The organism is Pseudomonas sp. SR18, assembly GCF_023701505.1.
Taxonomy (GTDB): Bacteria; Pseudomonadota; Gammaproteobacteria; order Pseudomonadales; family Pseudomonadaceae; genus Aquipseudomonas; species Aquipseudomonas cyclaminis.
This window is the reverse complement of record NZ_JAMQAU010000003.1, coordinates 24143-43610: the sequence shown is the minus strand read 5'-3', so window position 1 is coordinate 43610 and position 19468 is coordinate 24143. Positions and strand designations below refer to the sequence as shown.

General features: G+C 62.2%; 16 protein-coding genes. 10 read left to right on the top strand and 6 right to left on the bottom strand.

Annotated elements, in window-relative coordinates; translation table 11 throughout:
• Positions 1-75 precede the first annotated feature (75 nt).
• The 10 genes from NDJ82_RS06240 (at position 76) to NDJ82_RS06195 (ending at position 14404) form a co-directional block, all read left to right on the top strand.
• On the top strand, positions 76-1935 hold the full coding sequence (locus tag NDJ82_RS06240) for an extracellular solute-binding protein (protein WP_191958954.1): 1860 nt from the start codon (positions 76-78) through the stop codon (positions 1933-1935).
• Entirely contained in the window at positions 1935-2996 is a 1062-nt protein-coding gene (locus tag NDJ82_RS06235; protein ID WP_250925109.1) for a microcin C ABC transporter permease YejB, read from the top strand. The genes NDJ82_RS06240 and NDJ82_RS06235 overlap by 1 nt, the downstream gene beginning before the upstream one ends.
• Complete coding sequence (locus NDJ82_RS06230) at positions 2996-4018, top strand: ABC transporter permease (protein ID WP_160385023.1); 1023 nt, start codon at positions 2996-2998, stop codon at positions 4016-4018. Before NDJ82_RS06235 ends, NDJ82_RS06230 begins: the two co-directional genes overlap by 1 nt.
• Before the next feature lie 11 nt (positions 4019-4029).
• On the top strand, positions 4030-5604 hold the full coding sequence (locus NDJ82_RS06225; RefSeq protein WP_112195685.1) for an ABC transporter ATP-binding protein: 1575 nt from the start codon (positions 4030-4032) through the stop codon (positions 5602-5604).
• Positions 5601-6992 (top strand): sigma-54 interaction domain-containing protein, encoded by a 1392-nt coding sequence (locus tag NDJ82_RS06220; RefSeq protein WP_099583200.1) that lies wholly within the window; start codon positions 5601-5603, stop codon positions 6990-6992. The genes NDJ82_RS06225 and NDJ82_RS06220 overlap by 4 nt, the downstream gene beginning before the upstream one ends.
• A gap of 295 nt (positions 6993-7287) precedes the next feature.
• The gene (locus NDJ82_RS06215) at positions 7288-8679 is read left to right on the top strand and encodes a GntP family permease (protein ID WP_099583199.1); all 1392 of its coding nucleotides are present in this window, start codon (positions 7288-7290) and stop codon (positions 8677-8679) included.
• Positions 8680-8686: 7 nt separating this feature from the next.
• Positions 8687-9460 (top strand): 3-hydroxybutyrate dehydrogenase, encoded by a 774-nt coding sequence (locus NDJ82_RS06210; RefSeq protein ID WP_250925108.1) that lies wholly within the window; start codon positions 8687-8689, stop codon positions 9458-9460.
• A gap of 36 nt (positions 9461-9496) precedes the next feature.
• Positions 9497-11449, top strand: a complete 1953-nt coding sequence (locus tag NDJ82_RS06205; RefSeq protein WP_250925107.1) for an acetoacetate--CoA ligase — start codon at positions 9497-9499, stop codon at positions 11447-11449.
• A 140-nt stretch (positions 11450-11589) separates the two neighbouring features.
• Positions 11590-14085, top strand: coding sequence for a PAS domain-containing hybrid sensor histidine kinase/response regulator (locus NDJ82_RS06200; protein WP_112195693.1), 2496 nt, complete (start codon positions 11590-11592; stop codon positions 14083-14085).
• 43 nt (positions 14086-14128) lie between these two features.
• Positions 14129-14404, top strand: a complete 276-nt coding sequence (locus NDJ82_RS06195; RefSeq protein WP_003174397.1) for a peptidylprolyl isomerase — start codon at positions 14129-14131, stop codon at positions 14402-14404.
• 120 nt (positions 14405-14524) lie between these two features.
• Here the strand turns inward: NDJ82_RS06195 and NDJ82_RS06190 are convergent, their stop codons facing one another.
• From NDJ82_RS06190 to NDJ82_RS06165, 6 genes are all read right to left on the bottom strand, one after another.
• Positions 14525-15424 carry a sugar kinase gene (locus NDJ82_RS06190; RefSeq protein WP_250925106.1) on the bottom strand — a complete coding sequence of 300 codons (900 nt, stop codon included), beginning with the start codon at positions 15422-15424 and terminating at the stop codon, positions 14525-14527.
• 47 nt (positions 15425-15471) lie between these two features.
• A complete protein-coding gene (locus NDJ82_RS06185) occupies positions 15472-16680 on the bottom strand; it encodes an amino acid deaminase (RefSeq protein ID WP_250925105.1) in 1209 nt (402 codons plus the stop codon).
• A gap of 8 nt (positions 16681-16688) precedes the next feature.
• The gene (locus NDJ82_RS06180) at positions 16689-17453 is read right to left on the bottom strand and encodes an IclR family transcriptional regulator (RefSeq protein ID WP_032886547.1); all 765 of its coding nucleotides are present in this window, start codon (positions 17451-17453) and stop codon (positions 16689-16691) included.
• Positions 17454-17621: 168 nt separating this feature from the next.
• Positions 17622-18011, bottom strand: a complete 390-nt coding sequence (locus NDJ82_RS06175; protein WP_065952451.1) for a RidA family protein — start codon at positions 18009-18011, stop codon at positions 17622-17624.
• Positions 18012-18025: 14 nt separating this feature from the next.
• Positions 18026-18808 (bottom strand): amino acid ABC transporter ATP-binding protein, encoded by a 783-nt coding sequence (locus NDJ82_RS06170; protein ID WP_099583192.1) that lies wholly within the window; start codon positions 18806-18808, stop codon positions 18026-18028.
• A complete protein-coding gene (locus NDJ82_RS06165; RefSeq protein WP_099583191.1) occupies positions 18805-19467 on the bottom strand; it encodes an amino acid ABC transporter permease in 663 nt (220 codons plus the stop codon). The genes NDJ82_RS06170 and NDJ82_RS06165 overlap by 4 nt, the downstream gene beginning before the upstream one ends.
• Between the last annotated feature and the right edge of the window lies 1 nt (position 19468).

Below are 19468 nucleotides of genomic sequence, written 5' to 3'. Positions count from 1 at the left end.
ATGTGATGACTGGCGACGCTGATGCCGTTAGCGTACAAATCCCTATTCCTGTTCTTCCGGCGCTCAAGACTGATAATGCGATTGGCCTTTTCGACTCTATTTCGTTCCACCCTCGCCCTGCTGCTGGCCAGCACCGCCGTGATCGCGGCGCCGCAACCGTCGCTGACGGTGTACGGCGAACCGGCCAAGTACCCTGCCGGCTTTACCCATTTCGACTACGCCAACCCCAACGCGCCCAAGGGTGGCAGCCTGCGGCGCTCGGCCATTGAAATCGGGCGCTTCGACCACGTGTTGCCGTATATCGACAAAGGCATCGGCGTGTCACAGGTTGACGGCTGGCTCTACGCGCCCCTCGCCCTGCGTTCCCTGGACGAGCCCTATACGGTCTACGGACTGGTCGCCGAAAAGATGGAGCGCGCCGAAGACGGCCTGTCCCTGCGCTTCTACCTCAATCCCAAGGCGCGCTTTGCCGATGGCAAACCCATCACCGCCGAAGACGTACGCTATAGCTTCGATTTATTGATGACCCAGGGCAGCCTGCGCTTTCGCACGCTGTTCGCCGACGTCAAGCACGTCGAAGTGGAAGGTGAGCGTCAGGTACGCTTCGACTTTTCCAGCAATGAAAACCGCACCTTGCCCCTGGATATCGCCACCCTGCCGGTGTTCCCCGAGCATTGGTGGAAGACTCGCGACTTCGCCAACGGCGGTGGCTACGAAGCCCCGCTGGGCAGCGGCCCGTACAAGGTCAGCAAAATCGACTCCGGCAATACCATCACCTTTACCCGCGACCCGAATTGGTGGGGCAAGGATTTGCCCGTCAGCCGTGGCCTGTACAACTTCGATCACTTGAGCCTGGAATACTTCGGCGACACCGAAGTGGCCCGCCAAGTGCTACGTGGCGGCGCGTATGACTTCAATCGCGAATTTTCCGCGACCGGCTACTCCATCGGCTACAACGGTCCCGCGCTGGATGACGGCCGTCTGCAACGCGCCCACCTGGCCAAGGACATGCCGCAACCGGCCCAAGGCTATGTCTTCAACGTGCAGAAGCCGATCTTCAAGGACCGCCGTGTGCGCAAGGCCCTGGCAATGCTATGGGATTTCGAATGGGCCAACCGGCAGATGATGCGCAACCTGTACATCCGTCAGCAGAGCTTCTTCTCCAACAGCCCGTTGGCGGCGACCCAACTGCCGACCCAGGAAGAACTGGCGATTCTCGAACCCCTGCGCGGGCAGATCCCTGATGAGGTGTTTACCCAGGTGTTCAAGGCTCCGGTCACCGATGGCAGCGGCATGATCCGCGACAAGCAGCTGCAAGCCCTGGCCCTGCTTGAGGAAGCCGGCTGGAAACCCGCCGGCGACAAGCTGGTAAACGCCGAAGGCGAACCGCTGGAGTTCACCTTCCTCAATGCCCAAGCCGGTCTGGAGCGTCTGTTGCTGCCGTATAAGCGCAACCTGGCGCAGATTGGTATTACCCTGAATATCCGTCGCATCGACTCATCGCAATACGTGAACCGGCTGATGTCGCGCGATTACGACATGATCGTCACCGGGTTCCCCGTCACTACCTCCCCGGGCATGGAGCTGTACAACTACTTTGGTTCCAGCGCCGCTTTCGATTCGGGCGCGAACAACTACATGGTGCTCAAGGACCCTGCAGTCGACGCCTTGATCAAGGGCCTGGTCAAGGCCAACACCCAGGCGCAGATGCTCACCTACGCCCATGCCCTGGACCGAGTGCTGCAATGGAATTACCTGTGGATTCCCAATTACTACCCGCCCGGCACCTCCGCAGCGTGGTGGAACCGTTTCGGTCGCCCGGCCATCGAGGCCAAGAACGACGAAGCCCTGGAAACCTGGTGGGAAATCAGCCCCACGCCACTGACCACTGAACAGATGAACGCCGAACTGAAAAAACGCGGAGGAGCGCGCTGATGTTTGCCTATATCGTGCGGCGCCTGCTGCTGATTATCCCGACGCTGGTGATCATCCTGCTGGTGAATTTCGTGATTGTGCAGGCCGCGCCCGGCGGCCCGGTTGAGCAGGCCATCGCCCATTTGCAGGGGATTGGCGGCGGTGGCGTCGGCGGTTCAGCCGGCGAAGGCATCAGCAGCGGCTCGCGGTCCAGCCGGGGCCTGGACCCGAAGCTGATCGAGGACATCAAAAAACAGTACGGCTTCGACAAGTCCGCACCGGAGCGCCTGTGGCTGATGCTCAAGAGCTATGCCCAGCTGGACTTCGGCAATAGCTTCTTTCGCGGCTCGACGGTGATTGACCTGATTCTGGAAAAGATGCCGGTGACGATCTCGCTGGGTCTGTGGGCAACGCTGATCACCTACCTGGTGTCGATCCCCCTCGGGATTCGCAAGGCGGTGCGCCATGGCAGCAGCTTTGATGTGTGGAGCAGCACCGCCATCGTGATCGGCTATGCGATGCCGGCGTTTCTGTTTGCGATGTTCCTCATCGTGGTGTTCGCCGGCGGCACCTCACTGAACTGGTTCCCGGTGCGCGGACTGGTCTCGGAAAACTTCGAACAACTGAGCACTGTGGGCAAGATTGCCGACTACTTCTGGCACCTGGTGTTGCCGGTGACGTCTTTGGTGATCGGCGGCTTTGCGACCCTGACCATTCTCACCAAAAATTCGTTCCTTAATGAAATCACCCGCCAATACGTGGTGACTGCACGGGCCAAAGGCTTGAGCGAACGACGCGTGCTGTACGGCCACGTGTTCCGCAATGCCATGTTGCTGGTGATCTCGGGGATTCCCCAGGCGTTTATCAGCGTGTTTTTCGCCGGCTCGTTGCTGATCGAGGTGATTTTCTCCCTGGATGGTCTCGGTCGCATGAGCTATGAAGCGGCCGTTTCACGGGATTACCCGGTGGTGTTCGGCTCGCTGTTTATCTTCACCCTGTTCGGCCTGCTGATAAAACTCATCGGTGACCTCTGCTACACCTTGGTGGACCCGCGTATCGACTTCGCCGCGAGGAACGCCTGATGCTTAATCTGTCCCCCGTGGCGCGCCGACGCTTCGAGCGTTTCAAGAAAAACCGCCGTGGCTGGTGGTCGCTGTGGCTGTTTATCGGCCTGTTTATCCTGACCCTCGGCGGTGAGCTGATCGCCAACGACAAGCCCCTGGCGCTCAGCTACAAGAACGAGCTGTATTTCCCGGTGTTCAAGCGTTACACCGAACAGCAGTTCGGCGGCCAGTTGCCGTTCCAGGCCGACTACCGCAGTGACTACGTGCAAAAGCTGATCAAGCAGGACGGCGGCTGGATGCTGTTCCCGCCGATTCCGTTCAGCGATGACACGCCCAACTACGAATTGACCCGCCCTGCCCCCAGCCCGCCGTCGGCGGTGAACTGGCTGGGCACCGACGACCAGTCCCGCGATGTGCTGGCGCGGGTGATCTTCGGTGCGCGGGTGTCGATCCTGTTTGCCTTGGCGCTCACGGCCATCAGCGCGGCCATCGGCATTGCCGCCGGGGCCTTGCAGGGTTACTACGGCGGCTGGGTGGATTTGATCGGCCAGCGCGTGCTTGAGGTGTGGTCCGGTTTGCCGGTGCTGTACCTGCTGATCATCCTGTCGGGCTTTGTCGAACCGAATTTCTGGTGGCTGCTGGGGATCATGGCGCTGTTTTCCTGGCTGGCCCTGGTGGATGTGGTGCGCGCCGAGTTCCTGCGCGGGCGCAACCTGGAGTACGTCAAAGCCGCACGGGCGCTGGGCCTGGGCGATGGCAAGATCATCAGCCGGCATATCCTGCCCAATGCGATGACCGCCACTTTGAGCTACCTGCCGTTTATTTTGACCGGGGCGATTTCCACCTTGAGCGCCCTGGACTTCCTCGGCTTCGGCATGCCGGCGGGCAGCGCGTCGCTGGGCGAACTGATCGCCCAGGGCAAGCAGAACCTGCAAGCGCCGTGGCTGGGCCTGACGGCGTTTTTCACCTTGGCGCTGATCCTGTCGCTGCTGGTCTTTATCGGCGAGGCGTTGCGTGACGCCTTCGACCCACGGTCATGAGTAAGTCCCTAATGAACCTGATCGAAATCCGCGACCTCAGCGTCGCCTTCAGCGGCCAGACGGTCGTCAGCAAGCTCTGCCTGGACGTGCGCCCCGGCGAATGCCTGGCGCTGGTGGGTGAGTCGGGCTCGGGCAAGTCGGTCACGGCCCATTCGATCCTGCAACTGCTCCCGGAGGCCGGCACTGAGACCACAGGCTCCATTCAGTATCGCGGCCAGGAACTGATCGGCGCGTCGGCGGCAACCTTGCAGAAGCTGCGCGGCAACCGCATCGCGATGATCTTCCAGGAGCCGATGACCTCCCTCAACCCGCTGCACAGCATCGAAAAGCAGATCGGCGAAACCCTGCTGCTGCACAAGGGCCTGGGCGGCAAGGCGGCGCAGGCGCGCATCCTCGAACTGCTCGAACTGGTGGGCATCCAGAAACCCGAGGAGCGCCTCAAGGCGTATCCGCACCAACTGTCCGGCGGCCAGCGTCAACGGGTGATGATCGCCATGGCCCTGGCCTGCGAGCCGGAGTTGCTGATTGCCGACGAACCCACCACCGCCCTGGACGTGACCGTACAACGCAAGATCCTGCTGCTGCTCAAGTCCTTGCAACAGCGCCTGGGCATGTCGCTGCTGCTGATCAGCCACGACCTCAACCTGGTGCGCAGCATTGCCCAGCGGGTCTGTGTGATGCGCGCCGGGGAGATTGTCGAGCAGGCTGACTGCGAGACCTTGTTCACCGCGCCGCAACATCCCTACAGCCGCCTACTGCTGGACGCCGAGCCGTCCGGCGATGTGCTGTGCAGCGATCCACGCGAGACGGTGCTGGAAGTCGACGACCTGAGCGTACAGTTCCCCCTGAGCGGTGGGCTGTTTCGGCGCAAAACCTACCTGCGCGCCGTGGACGGCATCAGCCTCAGCGTACAGCGCGGTAAGACCCTGGGGATCGTCGGCGAGTCCGGCTCGGGCAAATCCACCCTGGGCCAGGCGATCCTGCGCCTGCTGGATTCCAGCGGCAGCATCCGCTTCCAGGGTGAAGCCCTCGACCCGCTGAGCCACCAGCAAATGCGTCCATGGCGCAAACAGATGCAGGTGGTGTTCCAGGACCCTTACGGCAGCCTCAGCCCGCGCATGTCGGTGCAGCAGATCATCAGCGAGGGCCTGGAAGTCCATGCACCGTGCAGCCTCGCCGACCGCGACGCGCAGGTGATCCAGGTGCTCAAGGACGTGGGCCTCGACCCCGCCAGCCGCCATCGTTACCCCCATGAGTTTTCCGGTGGCCAGCGCCAACGCATCGCCATCGCCCGCGCCCTGGTGCTCAAGCCGGCCCTGATGCTGCTGGACGAACCCACCTCGGCGCTGGACCGCACGGTGCAGAAGCAAGTGGTGGCGCTGCTGCGCGAACTGCAGGACAAATACGGCCTGACCTACCTGTTTATCAGCCACGACCTGGCCGTGGTGCGCGCCATGGCCCACGACATGATCGTGATCAAGGACGGCAAGGTGGTGGAGCACGGCGCCAGCCATGATGTGTTCGAATCGCCGCAACATCCGTACACCAGGGAGTTGCTGGCGGCGGCGTGCGGACTGTCGACATGAGCACCAGCCTCAAGGACTACCAACAGGTTCGCGGCCTGGCGATCCAGTCGCTGTTCGAGATCATCGAGCAGTCCAGCGAAGGCACGGTGATTGTCGACCGCGACGCCAACATCGTGTGGATGAACGAGCGCTACGCCAAGCGCTTCGGCCTCAAAAGCGCTGACGAAGCCATCGGCCAGCCTTGCGAGCAGGTGATTTCCAACAGTCTGTTGCGTCAGGTGGTGCGCAACGACCAGCCGATCCTGCTGGACATCCAGGACACGCCCAAAGGCCCGCTGGTGGTGATGCGCCTGCCGATCCACAACGACGCGGGCGCGGTGATCGGCGCGATTGGCTTTGCGCTGTTTGATGAGCTGCGCAACCTCTCGCCGCTGATCGAACGCTACCTGAGCATGCAGCAGGAGTTGGCCTCAACCCGCTCGCTGCTGCGCTCACGCCAGAGCAAGTACAACTTCGCGCACTTTATCGGCACCAGTGCCGCCAGCCTTGAAGTCAAGCGGCGTGCCCGGCGCAGTGCGAGCGCCGAGTCGCCGGTGTTGCTGCTCGGCGAAACCGGCACCGGCAAGGAGTTGCTGGCCCAGGCCATCCACGGTGCCTCGCCACGGGCGCACAAGGCGTTTGTGAGCATCAACAGTGCGGCGATTCCCCATGACTTGCTGGAAGCCGAATTCTTCGGCACCGCGCCGGGTGCCTTTACCGGTGCCGATCGCAAGGGCCGTCCCGGCAAATTCCAGATTGCCCAGGGCGGCACGCTGTTCCTCGATGAAATCGGCGATATGCCGCTGCCGCTGCAAAGCAAATTGCTGAGGGTGTTGCAGGAAAAGGAATTCGAACCGGTCGGCTCCAATGAGATGCTGCACAGCGATGTGCGGGTGATTGCCGCCACGTCCATGGACCTGGAAGCGGCCATAAAGCGCGGCGAGTTTCGCGCCGATTTGTATTACCGGCTGAATGTGCTGCCGATCCAGGTACCGCCCCTGCGTGATCGACTGGAGGATATTCCGGCGTTGAGCGAGGCGATCCTTGAAGAGCTGCGCAGCCAGCATGAACTGGACCGCGACGCCTTGGCGCTGCTGGCACAGCACGCGTGGCCGGGGAATATCCGTGAGCTGCGCAATGTGCTGGAACGGGCGGCCTTGTTGAGTGATGACCTGGTGCTGAATGCCGAGGAGATTCGAGCGGCGATTGGCACGTTCAGCCCTGTGGAGCGCGGCGCTGTTGCGGCGGTTGAGGGTGAGACGTTCGCGGCGGCGCGGGAGCGGTTCGATCGACAGGTAATAGGGGCAGCGCTCAAGGCCTGTGACGGGAATGTGGTCGAGGCGGCAAGGCGCTTGGGGCTGGGCAGGTCGACGCTGTACAAGAAAATGGTCGCCCTGGGCATCGCCTGATCTCAAAAAAGAGACAACATTCTCCCTATCAAGACACTCTCCTGTGGGAGGGGGCTTGCCCCCGATGGCATTGGATCAGTTGGCAGATGCAGTGGCTGACACACTGCTATCGGGGGCAAGCCCCCTCCCACATTTGCCTCCTGCATGTCTCTATACTGAGACAAAACCAGCAAGCCGCCATGCAAACTCACTAAATATTGTTTATTTTCAATGAGTTGAATATTTGGCACGCATCTCGCTATAGCCCTTTCCAAAGCACCACCCCACAACAATAACAATCCGATGGAGACACACCATGAGTGTGATCATTGCCCTGGCAGCGCTCGCGTTGCTGATGCTGGCTGCCTACCGTGGCTATAGCGTTATCCTGTTTGCCCCCATAGCCGCCCTCGGCGCTGTCTTGCTCACCGACCCATCCGCCGTCGCCCCTGCGTTTACCGGGGTGTTCATGGAGAAAATGGTCGGCTTTATCAAACTGTATTTCCCGGTGTTCCTGTTGGGTGCTGTGTTCGGCAAGCTGATTGAGCTGTCGGGCTTCTCGCGCTCTATCGTGGCGGCTGCGATCCGTCTGCTCGGCACGCGCCAGGCGATGCTGGTGATCGTGCTGGTCTGCGCCCTGCTCACCTACGGCGGCGTGTCGCTGTTTGTGGTGGTATTTGCGGTGTACCCGTTCGCGGCGGAGATGTTCCGCCAGAGCAATATCCCCAAGCGCCTGATCCCGGCGACCATCGCCCTCGGCGCGTTTTCGTTCACCATGGACGCCCTGCCGGGCACGCCGCAGATCCAGAACATCATCCCCAGCACCTTCTTCAACACCACCGCCTGGGCCGCGCCGTGGCTGGGTTTGATTGGCACCATCTTCGTCTTCTGCGCCGGCATGCTGTACCTGGCGCGCCAACGCAACAAAGCCCAGCGCGCCGGTGAAGGCTACGGCACCGAGTTGCGCAACGAGCCGGAAACCGCCGAGAACCTGACCCTGCCCAACCCGTGGATCGCGCTGTCGCCGCTGATCCTGGTGGGCGTGATGAACCTGCTGTTCACCCACTGGATCCCACAGTGGTACGGCAAGACCCACAGCCTCAGCCTGCCAGGGATGAGCGCACCGGTGACCACTGAAATCGCCAAGCTCACCGCGATCTGGGCGGTGCAGGCGGCGTTGCTGGTCGGGATCATCATGGTGCTGGTGTTTGGCTGGGCGGCAATCAAAAGCAAGCTGGCCGAGGGCAGTAAAAGTGCGGTCAGCGGCGCATTGCTGGCGGCGATGAACACCGCGTCGGAATATGGTTTTGGTGCGGTGATTGCCTCGCTGCCAGGCTTCCTGGTACTGGCGGACTGGCTCAAGGGCATCCCCAACCCGCTGGTCAACGAAGCGATTACCGTGACCCTGCTGGCCGGTATCACCGGTTCCGCGTCGGGCGGCATGAGCATCGCCCTGGCGGCCATGTCCGAAAGCTTCATTTCGGCGGCCCATGCGGCCAATATCCCCCTTGAAGTGCTGCACCGGGTCGCGGCCATGGCCAGCGGCGGGATGGACACCCTGCCCCACAACGGCGCGGTGATCACGCTGCTGGCGGTCACCGGGCTGACCCACCGCGAAGCCTACAAGGACATTTTCGGCATTACGATCATCAAGACCCTCGCGGTGTTCGTGGTGATCGGTACTTTCTACGCCACCGGCATTGTGTGAGGTTTTCATGACGACTTTGAATGGCAAGACCGCCCTGGTCACCGGCTCTACCAGCGGCATCGGCCTGGGGATCGCATTGAGCCTGGCCAAGGCGGGCGCCAACCTGATTCTCAACGGCTTCGGCGACGCCAGTGCGGTGGTCGCCCAGGTCCAGGCATTTGGCGGCAAGGTCGGCCATCACCCGGCGGACGTGAGCGACCCGGCGCAAATCACCGACATGATCGCCTACGCCGAACGTGAATTCGGCGGCGTGGACATCCTGGTCAACAACGCCGGCATCCAGCACGTGGCAGCCGTGGAAGACTTCCCGGCTGACCGCTGGGACTCGATCATTGCCATCAACCTGTCCTCGGTGTTCCACAGCACGCGCCTCAGCCTGCCGGGCATGAAGGCCAAGGGCTGGGGACGCATCGTCAATATCGCCTCGGTGCATGGCCAGGTCGGGTCGGTGGGCAAGGCGGCCTATGTGGCAGCCAAGCACGGCGTGATCGGTTTGACCAAAGTGGTGGGCCTGGAGACGGCCACCAGCAACGTGACCTGCAATGCGATTTGCCCAGGTTGGGTGCTGACGCCGTTGGTGCAAAAGCAGATTGATGATCGCGTGGCCAAAGGCGTGGACCCGCAACAGGCGCAGCATGATCTGCTCGCCGAGAAGCAACCCTCGCTGGAATTCGTGACGCCGCCGCAGTTGGGTGAGTTGGTACTGTTCCTGTGCAGCGAAGCGGGCGCGCAGGTGCGTGGTGCCGCCTGGAACATCGATGGCGGCTGGCTGGCCCAATAACCCCAGACACATTTATAAGAACAAGAGACCTTGCTGATGTCCGAGATCCTCTGGCAACCCTCCCCCGAACGCATCCGCCATACGCGGATGGACGGGTTCCGCCGTTTCATTAACGACCGCCACGCCTTGCAACTGGCCGACTACCCCGCGCTGCACCAATGGAGCATCGACCAGCGCCCGGACTTCTGGCAGGCCATCGTCGCCTTCTTCGACGTGCAGTTTCGCAGCCCGCCCAGCACCACGCTGATCGAAAACACCGAGATGCCCAGCGCCCAGTGGTTCCCCGGCGCGACGCTGAACTTTGCCGAGCACTTGCTGCGCCGTCGCGACGCTCATCCAGCGGTCGTCGCCATCAGCGAAGACGGCCAGCGCGAACAACTCACCTATGCCGAACTGGCCGCACACGTCGCCGGCCTGCAAAAAAGCCTGCACGCCGCCGGTATCCGCCAGGGTGACCGCGTTGCCGCGTGCATGCCCAACACCTGGCAAACCCTGGTGGGCATGCTCGCCACCACCAGCCTGGGCGCGATCTGGTCGTGCTCCTCACCGGACTTCGGCACCCAAGGCGTGATCGATCGCTTTGGGCAGATCGAGCCCAAGGTGCTGATCACCTGCGCCGGTTACCAGTACGCCGGCAAGACCATCGACCAGAGCGCCAAGCTCAATGAAATCCTCGAACGGCTGCCGTCCCTGGAGCAGTTGATTGTGGTGCCGTATGCGCGGCCCGAGGCGCAGGTCGAGGACTACCGTACCCCGGCAAACGTTGCGCTGTGGAATGACTTCTACCAACCCGGCGGCGAGCCCGAATTTGTCGCGGTGCCGTTCGACCATCCGCTGTACATCCTCTATTCCAGCGGCACCACCGGCGTGCCCAAATGCATCATCCACAGCACCGGCGGCGTGTTGCTCACGCACCTCAAGGAACACGGCCTGCATGCCGACCTGTCCCGCGAGGACTGCCTGTTCTACTACACCACCTGCGGCTGGATGATGTGGAACTGGCTGGTGTCAGTGCTGGCCATCGGCGCGACGGCGGTGCTGTACGACGGCTCGCCCTTTCATCCGGGGCCCGAACGCTTGATCGACCTGATTGATGCCGAAAAAATCAGCGTATTCGGTACCAGCCCCAAGTTCCTCGCCACCCTCGAAAAGGCCGGCCTGCAACCGCGCCTGAGCCATGACCTGGGCAGCCTCAAGGGGTTGATCTCGACCGGTTCGCCGCTGTCGCCCCAGAGCTACGACTACGTTTACCGCGAGATCAAGGGCGAGTTGTGCCTGTCGTCGATGTCCGGCGGCACTGATATCGTGTCCTGCTTTGTGATCGGCAACCCGGTGCTGCCGGTGCGCCGTGGCGAAATGCAGTGCAAGAGCCTGGCGATGGCCATCGAGGTGTGGGACGACCAGGGCCAGCCGTTGATCGGCGAAAAAGGCGAGTTGGTGTGCACCCGGCACTTCCCGGCCATGCCCATCGGTTTGTGGAACGACCCGGACCAGAAGAAGCTGCGCGCGTCGTATTTCAGCCTGTTCCCCGGCGTGTGGGCCCAAGGCGACTACGCCGAGCAACGCCCGAATGGCAGCCTGCTGATCCATGGCCGCTCCGACGCCGTGCTCAACCCCGGCGGCGTACGCATCGGCACAGCGGAAATTTATCGCCAAGTGGAAAAAATCCCGCAGGTGCTGGAGAGCCTCGCCATCGGCCAACGCTGGCAGGACGACGTGCGCGTGGTGCTGTTTGTGCGCCTCGATGAGGGCGTCGAGTTGGATGAGGCCCTGCAGCAGCAGATCCGCCAGGTGATCCGCGCCAACACTACCCCGCGCCATGTGCCAGCCAAAATCCTGGCTGTTACCGATATCCCTCGCACCATCAGCGGCAAGATCGTTGAATTGGCGGTGCGCAACGTGGTGCATGGCGAGCCGGTAAAGAACACCGACGCCCTGGCCAACCCGCAGGCACTGGAGGAGTTTCACGACCGCCCGGAACTGGCGTAAAGATGAAAGGTTTCAGCCCTGAGGCACTCATTTGAAGACAAACCCCGAATGCGTGCTATTTTTCGGGAGTAGTCACCCATTCCCGACTCACGGGATAATGGGTGTTGTCATTTTTCAAAGCGTTACGCTCAGGGCTTTATATGAAAGGAACATCCACCGGTAGCGAAGCCGCTGCATTGATTGCGCGGCTGGACTGGGCACGAAGCCCGCTCGGTGAGGCCAATGACTGGCCGCAAAGCCTGCGCACAGCGGTCGATATCGTCGTCCATTCGCCGATGCCGATGCTCCTGCTGTGGGGCAGCCAGCTCACCCAACTCTACAACGACGGCTTCGCGGCGCTGGCCGGCAATAAACACCCCGAGGCCATGGGCCAACCGGCGCACCAGACGTGGCCAGAGCTGGAAGGCTTTACCGGCCCGGTCTACGACGCCGTGCTCAGTGGCCAGGTGCGCACTTTCAGCGAGCAGCGCTTCGTCCTGCAACGCAACAATCGCGACACGGAAATCTGGCTGGACCTGACCTACAGCCCGATCCGCGATGAAAGCGCCAATGTGGCCGGCATCCTCGTCACTGCCATCGAAACCAATGAGCGCCGCAAAGCCCAGCACAACACCGAGCAACGCCTGCAGCTTGCACTGGCGGCGACCGACGCCGTAGGCACCTGGGATTGGGACATCGGCGAGGACCACTTTATTGCCGACGCCCACTTCGCCTACCTGCACGGTGTCGACCCCAGCGACGCTGGCCTGCTGCCCATCAGCGAATACCTGCATGGCGTGCATCCGGAAGACCGTGGCACGGTGGCGCGCAGCATCAAGCACTGCATCACCCACGGCACCGAATACGCAGAGGAATACCGCCTGCAACAAGCCGACGGCCAGGTGCGCTGGGTATTTGCCCGAGGTCGGTGTTACAAGGATCACAATGGCCGCCCGGCGCGTTTCCTCGGCGCCGCACTGGACCTGACCGAGCGCAAGCACACCGAGCAGGCCCTGCGCCAAAGCCAGACCGAGTTGCAGCTGATCATCAACGCGATGCCGGTGCTGATCGGCTACGTCGACCACGAGCAGCGCTTTCGCCTGAACAACAGCGCCTACCTTGAGTGGTACGGCATGACGCCCCAGGAGCTGTACGGCAAGACCATCCGCGAAGTGCTCGGCGACGAGGTGTACGCAGGACGCGAAGACAAGATCGCCGCCGCGCTCAAGGGCAAGGCCTGCAGCTTCATGACCATCACGCCCCACCGCGACGGGCGCCCGCGTCATGCACTGATGAAGTACTTGCCGCGTTTCAGCAATGACGGCTCGGTGAACGGTTTCTACATCTTTGTGATCGACGAAACCGAACGCAAACTCACCGAAGAAGCCCTGCGCCACCTCAACGACAACCTCGAAGAGCGCGTGGCCCAGCGCACCCAGGCCCTGGCCGAGGCCAACCAGCGCCTGCAAAACGAGATGTTCGAACGTGAGCGCGCCGAAGATGCGCTGCGCCACGCGCAGAAAATGGAAGCGGTGGGCCAACTGACTGGCGGCATTGCCCATGACTTCAACAACATGCTCACCGGGATCATCGGCAGCCTGGACCTGATGCAGCGCTACATCGCCGCCGGGCGCAGCGAGGAGATCGGGCGCTTTACCGATGCCGCCGTGTCGTCGGCCCATCGCGCTGCCGCCCTCACCCACCGCTTGTTGGCGTTTTCGCGACGCCAGTCACTGGACCGCCGCCCCACCGACCCCAACCAATTGGTGGCGTCCCTGGAGGACTTGTTCCAGCGCACCAAGGGCGCGCATATCGCGCTCAAGGTGCAACTGGGCCACGACATCTGGCCGGTCAACACCGACGCCAGCCAACTGGAAAACGCCCTGCTCAACCTGGTGATCAACGCCCGCGACGCCATGCCCGATGGCGGCGAATTGCTGATCGAAACCGCCAACAGCTACCTGGACGGCACCGACATCACCACCCTCGAACCGGTCAAGGCCGGCGACTACGTGATGCTCGGCGTGTGCGACAACGGCACTGGCATGGCGCCGAAAATCCTCGCCAAGGCGTTCGACCCGTTCTTCACCACCAAACCCATCGGCCAGGGCACCGGCCTGGGGTTGTCGATGATCTACGGGTTTGCCCAGCAGTCCGGCGGCCACGTCACGATCCAGAGCGAACCCGGCCAGGGCACCTGTGTGCGCCTGTACCTGCCGCGCCTGCACGGCACTGCGCTGGAAAGCAACCTGCCCGCCAGCCTCGGCGAAGCGCCGGTGGCCCTGGCCGGTGAAGCCGTGGTGGTGGTCGAGGACGACCCGGCGGTGCGCATGCTGGTGGTGAATGTGCTGGATGAATTGGGCTATACCGCGCATCAGGCGGCGGATTCACGCACCGCGTTGCCACTGCTGGAATCGGACCTGCGCGTGGACCTGCTGGTGACCGACGTCGGCCTGCCGGGCATGAATGGTCGGCAACTGGCGGAAATCGCGCGCCAGCACCGTCCGGGGTTGCGGGTGCTATTCATGACCGGTTACGCCGAAAAAGCCGCCGAGCGCCAGGGCTTCCTGGAGGACGGCATGGACATGGTGGCCAAGCCGTTTTCCATCGACCTGCTGGCGACTAAAATCCGCAGCATGATCAGCGTGGTCGAATGAGTTCAGGCATAATCGCGCGCCGTCGCACACCTGGTAGAGATCAATGAAAGCCCAAGCCCGTCATATCCTGGTGAAAACCAGCGAAGAAGCCGAACAACTCAAGCAGCGCATCGCCAAGGGCGAAGCCTTTGATGTGCTGGCCAAAAAGTACTCCACTTGCCCATCGGGCAAGCGCGGCGGTGACCTGGGTGAAGTGCGGCCGGGGCAGATGGTCGGGGCGATCGATGCGGTGATTTTCAAGAAACCGGTGAAGGTGGTTCACGGGCCGATCAAGAGCAAGTTTGGGTATCACTTGGTGCAGGTGTTTTACCGGGATTGAGTGGTTGGCTTTAGATCGCTATCGGGGGCAAGCCCCCTCCCACAGTTGCCCCCATTTCGGCTGTAGAATGCGGTCTCCTGTGGGAGGTGGGCTTGCCCCCGATCCGCCGCAGGCGGCCATTCACATCAGCGCACCATAAACCTGAATCACCCGGCTCGCCAACCGATGCCCAGCCAACGCAGCCTCTTCCGGCGCCCCACCCCTGAGCCGGCTGGCCAGGTACGCCGCACTGAACGAATCCCCCGCCGCCGTCGTATCCACCACTTTCTCGACTTTCAACGCCGGCACGACAAAGCGCTCGCCATAGCAGCGGATCAAACACGCATCCGCCCCTCGCTTGAGCACCACTTCTGCAATCGCCGGGTACGCCGCGAACACCTGCTCGCTGTCGGCATAACCAAATAACGCGCGCTCGTCATCTTCGGTGAGCAAGGCGATATCCACCTCAGCCAACACGTTGCGATACGCCGCGCGTGCCGCCTCGATATCGGCCCACAAGCGCGGCCGGTAGTTGTTGTCGAACACCACCTTGGCGCCACGGCGGCGGGCTTCGACCAGCGCTTGCAGCAAACGCTCACGCCCGACCTCGCCCAGTACCGCCAGGGTAATGCCGCTGAAATACACCACGTCATAGCTGGGCAAAGCCGCCAGGACCGGCTCGGCTGCCGGCGTGGTGAAACAGTCGCGCACGGCGGCTTCGTTGCGCCAGTAGAGGAATTTACGCTCGCCGTGGGCGTCGGTCTGGATGCAATACAAGCCCGGCAATCGCCCCGGCAGACGCTGGACCAAGCCCAGCCCCAGGCCTTCGTCGGTCCATTGTTGGCACATGGCGTCGCTGAAGCTGTCGTCGCCCAAGGCAGTGACATAGTCCACCGCGCCGATATCGCCCAGCTCGCGGCGCAGGTACACCGCCGTGTTCAGGGTGTCGCCGCCGAAGCTTTGTTGCAGGCTGCCGTCGGCGCGGTGCTGCAGTTCGATCATGCACTCGCCGATCAGGGCGATGCGGGGGTGGGTTGTCATGGCTGCTTTCTCGGTGGGGCTGATGGCCCCGATAGGAACGACGCGGTCTAGAAGCAAGTGTGCAGGGACTCGACCACCTGCAACTGCTCATCCACCAGGCAACCCACCTGCCATTTGTCGAAGGTCAGGCATGGGTGGGACGTACCAAAGGAAATGATGTCGCCAATGCGCAGTTCAACCACGGGCGCCACGACCATGAAGGCATGCTGGTCCATCACTGCCGTAACCTTGCAGGAGCTCACATCATCGCCTTGCGCCGGTACGATGCCGGCCTTGTAGCGCTTGAGCGGTACCGGCAACCCGGCGTCGTAGGCCACGTCACGCTTACCCAGGGCAATGACTGCAAAACCCGGCTCAGGCAACGACTGCACATGGGCCCAGACTTCCAGCGCCGGACGCAGGCCTTCATTGAGGTCGCTACGACGGTCGAGCACGCAGCACTGCGCCTCTTTGTAGATGCCATGGTCGTGGGCTACATAGCTGCCAGGGCGCAGCACGCTGAGGAAGCGCCCGGCGGCGTTCTGTTGTTCAAAGGACTCGGCGATCAGGTCATACCAGGCTGAGCCCGAAGCGGTGACGATTGGCTTGGTCAAATCGAAAGCGCCGCTGTTTTGCAGGTCCACCGCCAGACGCACCAGGCTGGCGGCAAATTCGCGGATGCCGCTGATGGCGTGCTCGCCATGGATCACGCCTTCATAACCCTCGATTCCCGTGAGGGCCAGCGCCGGTTGGGCCTTGATCGCCTTGGCCAGGTCGCGCACTTGCTGCTCGCTGCGGCAACCGCAGCGGCCGCCGACCACGCCGTATTCGATCATCACATTCAAGCGCAGGCCACGGGCGGCGAAGAACAGGCCCAGGTCGGCGACGTTGTCCGGGTGGTCGACCATGCAGTGGAAGTCAAAGTCCTTGTCGGCCAGCAGGTCGGCGATCAACGCCATGTTCGGCGCGCCCACCAATTGGTTGGCCATCAACACGCGGCGCACGCCGCCGGCATACGCGGCGCGGGTCTGTACGGCGTTGGCCAGGGTAATGCCCCAGGCGCCTTGGGCGATCTGACGCTGAAACAGCGCCGGCATCATGCTGGTCTTGCCATGGGGCGCGAGTTCGGCGCCGCTCTTGCTGACAAAGTCCTGCATCCAACGGATGTTGTGTTCCAGGGCGTCGCGGTGCAGGACCAGGGCCGGCAAACTGACGTCACGGACCAGGTGGGCACCGACGGCGGCGGCGCCTTTTTCAACGGCGTTGATGGCAGACATGAAAACTCCTATTCGTTGATGCGACGGGCCAGGTGGTTGGCGCTGTCGATCAACACCCGGCGATAGTCGTTGTAGTTTTTTTGCGCATCGGCCCGTGGGGCGACGATGCACAGCGTCGCAATGCTGATGCCTTGCGCGTCCCGCACCGGGGCGGCAAAGCAATGGGTAAAGGTGTCGGCCACACTGTCGAAGGAAAAGAACCCATCAAGGGTGGCCTGGCGGATCTGCGCAAGGAACGTTTCCAGCGGCAGGCGCTGACCGTCCGGCAGGATGAAATCGTCATGGTCGATCAGGTCGACGATCTGCTGGTCGCTCAGGTGCCCCAGCAACAGGCGCCCGGAGGCGGTCCAGGGGATTGGCGCGTTTTCGCCGATGTCCGAAGAAATCCGGAAATGCCGCTCGCCTTCGCGCATCAGCGCTACCGTGTATTTGCGCCCATTGAGCAGGCACATCTGTGCAGTTTCGTGGGTCTGGCTGACGATCTCCTGCAAGGCGTGATCGGCCTCGCGGGTCAGGTCGAAGTGGCGCAGGTGCGCCTGGCCGAGGAAGTACAACTGGCGACCGAGGTAGACGTGACCGTCCTTGCCCACAGTTTCAAGAATGCGCCGTTCCAGCAAGGACGCGACCAATTCGTAGACGGTGGACTTGGGGCTGCCGATACCGCTGGCGATATCATTCGGGCGCAGGGGCTGGCCGACTTCCTTGAGGAAATCGAGGATATCGAATGCACGGTCCAGGCCTTTGGCGCGGCGTTTGATGGTGTCTTCGGTCATGGCAATTTCGGTCCGGTCGAAGTTGTTGGGTACGACACAATTCTCCTGTGGGAGGGGGCTTGCCCCCGATAGCGGTGTGTCAGCAACAGATGTGTCGACTGGCACTCCGCCATCGGGGGCAAGCCCCCTCCCACATTGGATTTGCGGAAGCTTAAGAGGGCGGGCAATTTAGCCCTTTTTCTTGTAGGCCACGCAATCAATCTCGACCTTGCAATCCACCATCATATTGGCCTGCACACAGGCCCGCGCCGGGGCGTGTTCCGCGGTGAAGTATTCGCCGAAGACCTTGTTGAAACTCCAGAAATCCCGCGGGTCTTCCAGCCACACGCCGACGCGCACCACGTCCTTGAGTTCGTAGCCGGCTTCTTCGAGGATCGCCACCACGTTGCGCATGGTCTGCCGGGTCTGCTCGATGATGCCGCCGGTGATGATTTCACCGTCCACCGCCGGCACCTGGCCCGAGACGTAGAGCCAGCCGTCCGCTTCTACGGCGCGTGCAAAAGGACGGGGTTGGCCGCCACCGGCGGTGCTGCCGGCGCCGTAACGAGTAATGCTCATACATGTGCTCCTGATTAAAAACGAATGTTCTTCAAAAATTCCGCCAGGCGCGGTGACTGCGGGCGCTCGAAAATATCTTTGGCCGAGCCCTGCTCCTCGATCCGCCCCTGGTTCATAAATACGATCTTGTCCGAGACTTCATAGGCAAAGCGCATTTCATGGGTGACCAGCAACATGGTCATGCCCTCTTCCGCCAGGCCCTTGATCACGCTGAGCACTTCGCCCACCAACTCCGGGTCGAGGGCCGAGGTGACTTCGTCGAACAACATCAGGCTGGGGTTCATCGCAATCGCACGGGCAATCGCCACACGCTGTTGCTGGCCGCCGGACAGCTGGCCGGGGAAGTGATTGCGGCGCTCCAGAAGTCCTACGCGGTCGAGCCATTTTTCCGCGAGTGCAACGGCCTCGTCCTTAGGCATTTTCTTAACTTTCAACAAACCCAGGGTCACGTTCTGCAACGCGCTCAAATGGGGAAACAAGTTGAACTGCTGGAAGGCCATGCCGGTCATCGCCCGGTGCTGGGCGATCACCCGTTCGGGGTGGCGCACACGCTTGCCGCCGACGTCGCTGTAGCCGATGGACTCGCCGTCCAGGGTGATCTGGCCGCCCTGGAACTCTTCCAGCAGGTTGACGCAGCGCAACAGCGTGGTCTTGCCTGAGCCGCTGGAGCCGATCAAGGTCACGACGTTGCCGCGCTGCATGGACAGGTCGACGCCCTTGAGCACTTCCACCTCGCCATATTGCTTGCGCAGGCCGCGGATGTTCAGCAGTGGCTCGGTTGTTTGAGGTTGGTTCATGGCAAGGCCACCCGCTTTTCAATGTAGCGCCCGAATAACTCGATGGCGTAGTTGATGACAAAGAACATAAACCCGGCGAACAGGTAGAACTCCAGGGTCATGAAGGTACGTGCGATGACTTGCTGGGTACTGAGCAGCAACTCGGCCACGCCGATCACCGACAGCAAGGTCGAGGCCTTGACGATTTCCGTGGAGGAATTGACCCAGGTCGGCAGGATCTGCCGCAGTGCCTGGGGCAGCAGCACGTAGGCCAGGGACTGATAAAACGTCAGGCCAATCGCCTTGCCTGCTTCCAACTGTCCACGGGGAATGGCTTGCAGGGCACCACGCACGATTTCCGACACATGGGAGCCGCAGAACAAGGTGAGCCCGACGGCACCGGCCTGGAACGCGCTGATCTGCCAACCGAGCGCCGGCAGCATGTAGAAACACGCGAGCACCAACACAAACACTGGCGTGCCGCGGATCAGATCCACATACAGGCGAAACGGCGCACGCATCCAGAATTTGCCGTAGGTCAGCACCAGCCCGGCGAAAATGCCGATCAGGGTGCCGAAGATAATCGCCAGCGCCGAGCAATAGATACTGGTCTGGAACCCGGCCCACAGGGTGTCCCGGGCGATCCACAATTCATGCAGCCAACTGGGGGATTCGTACATG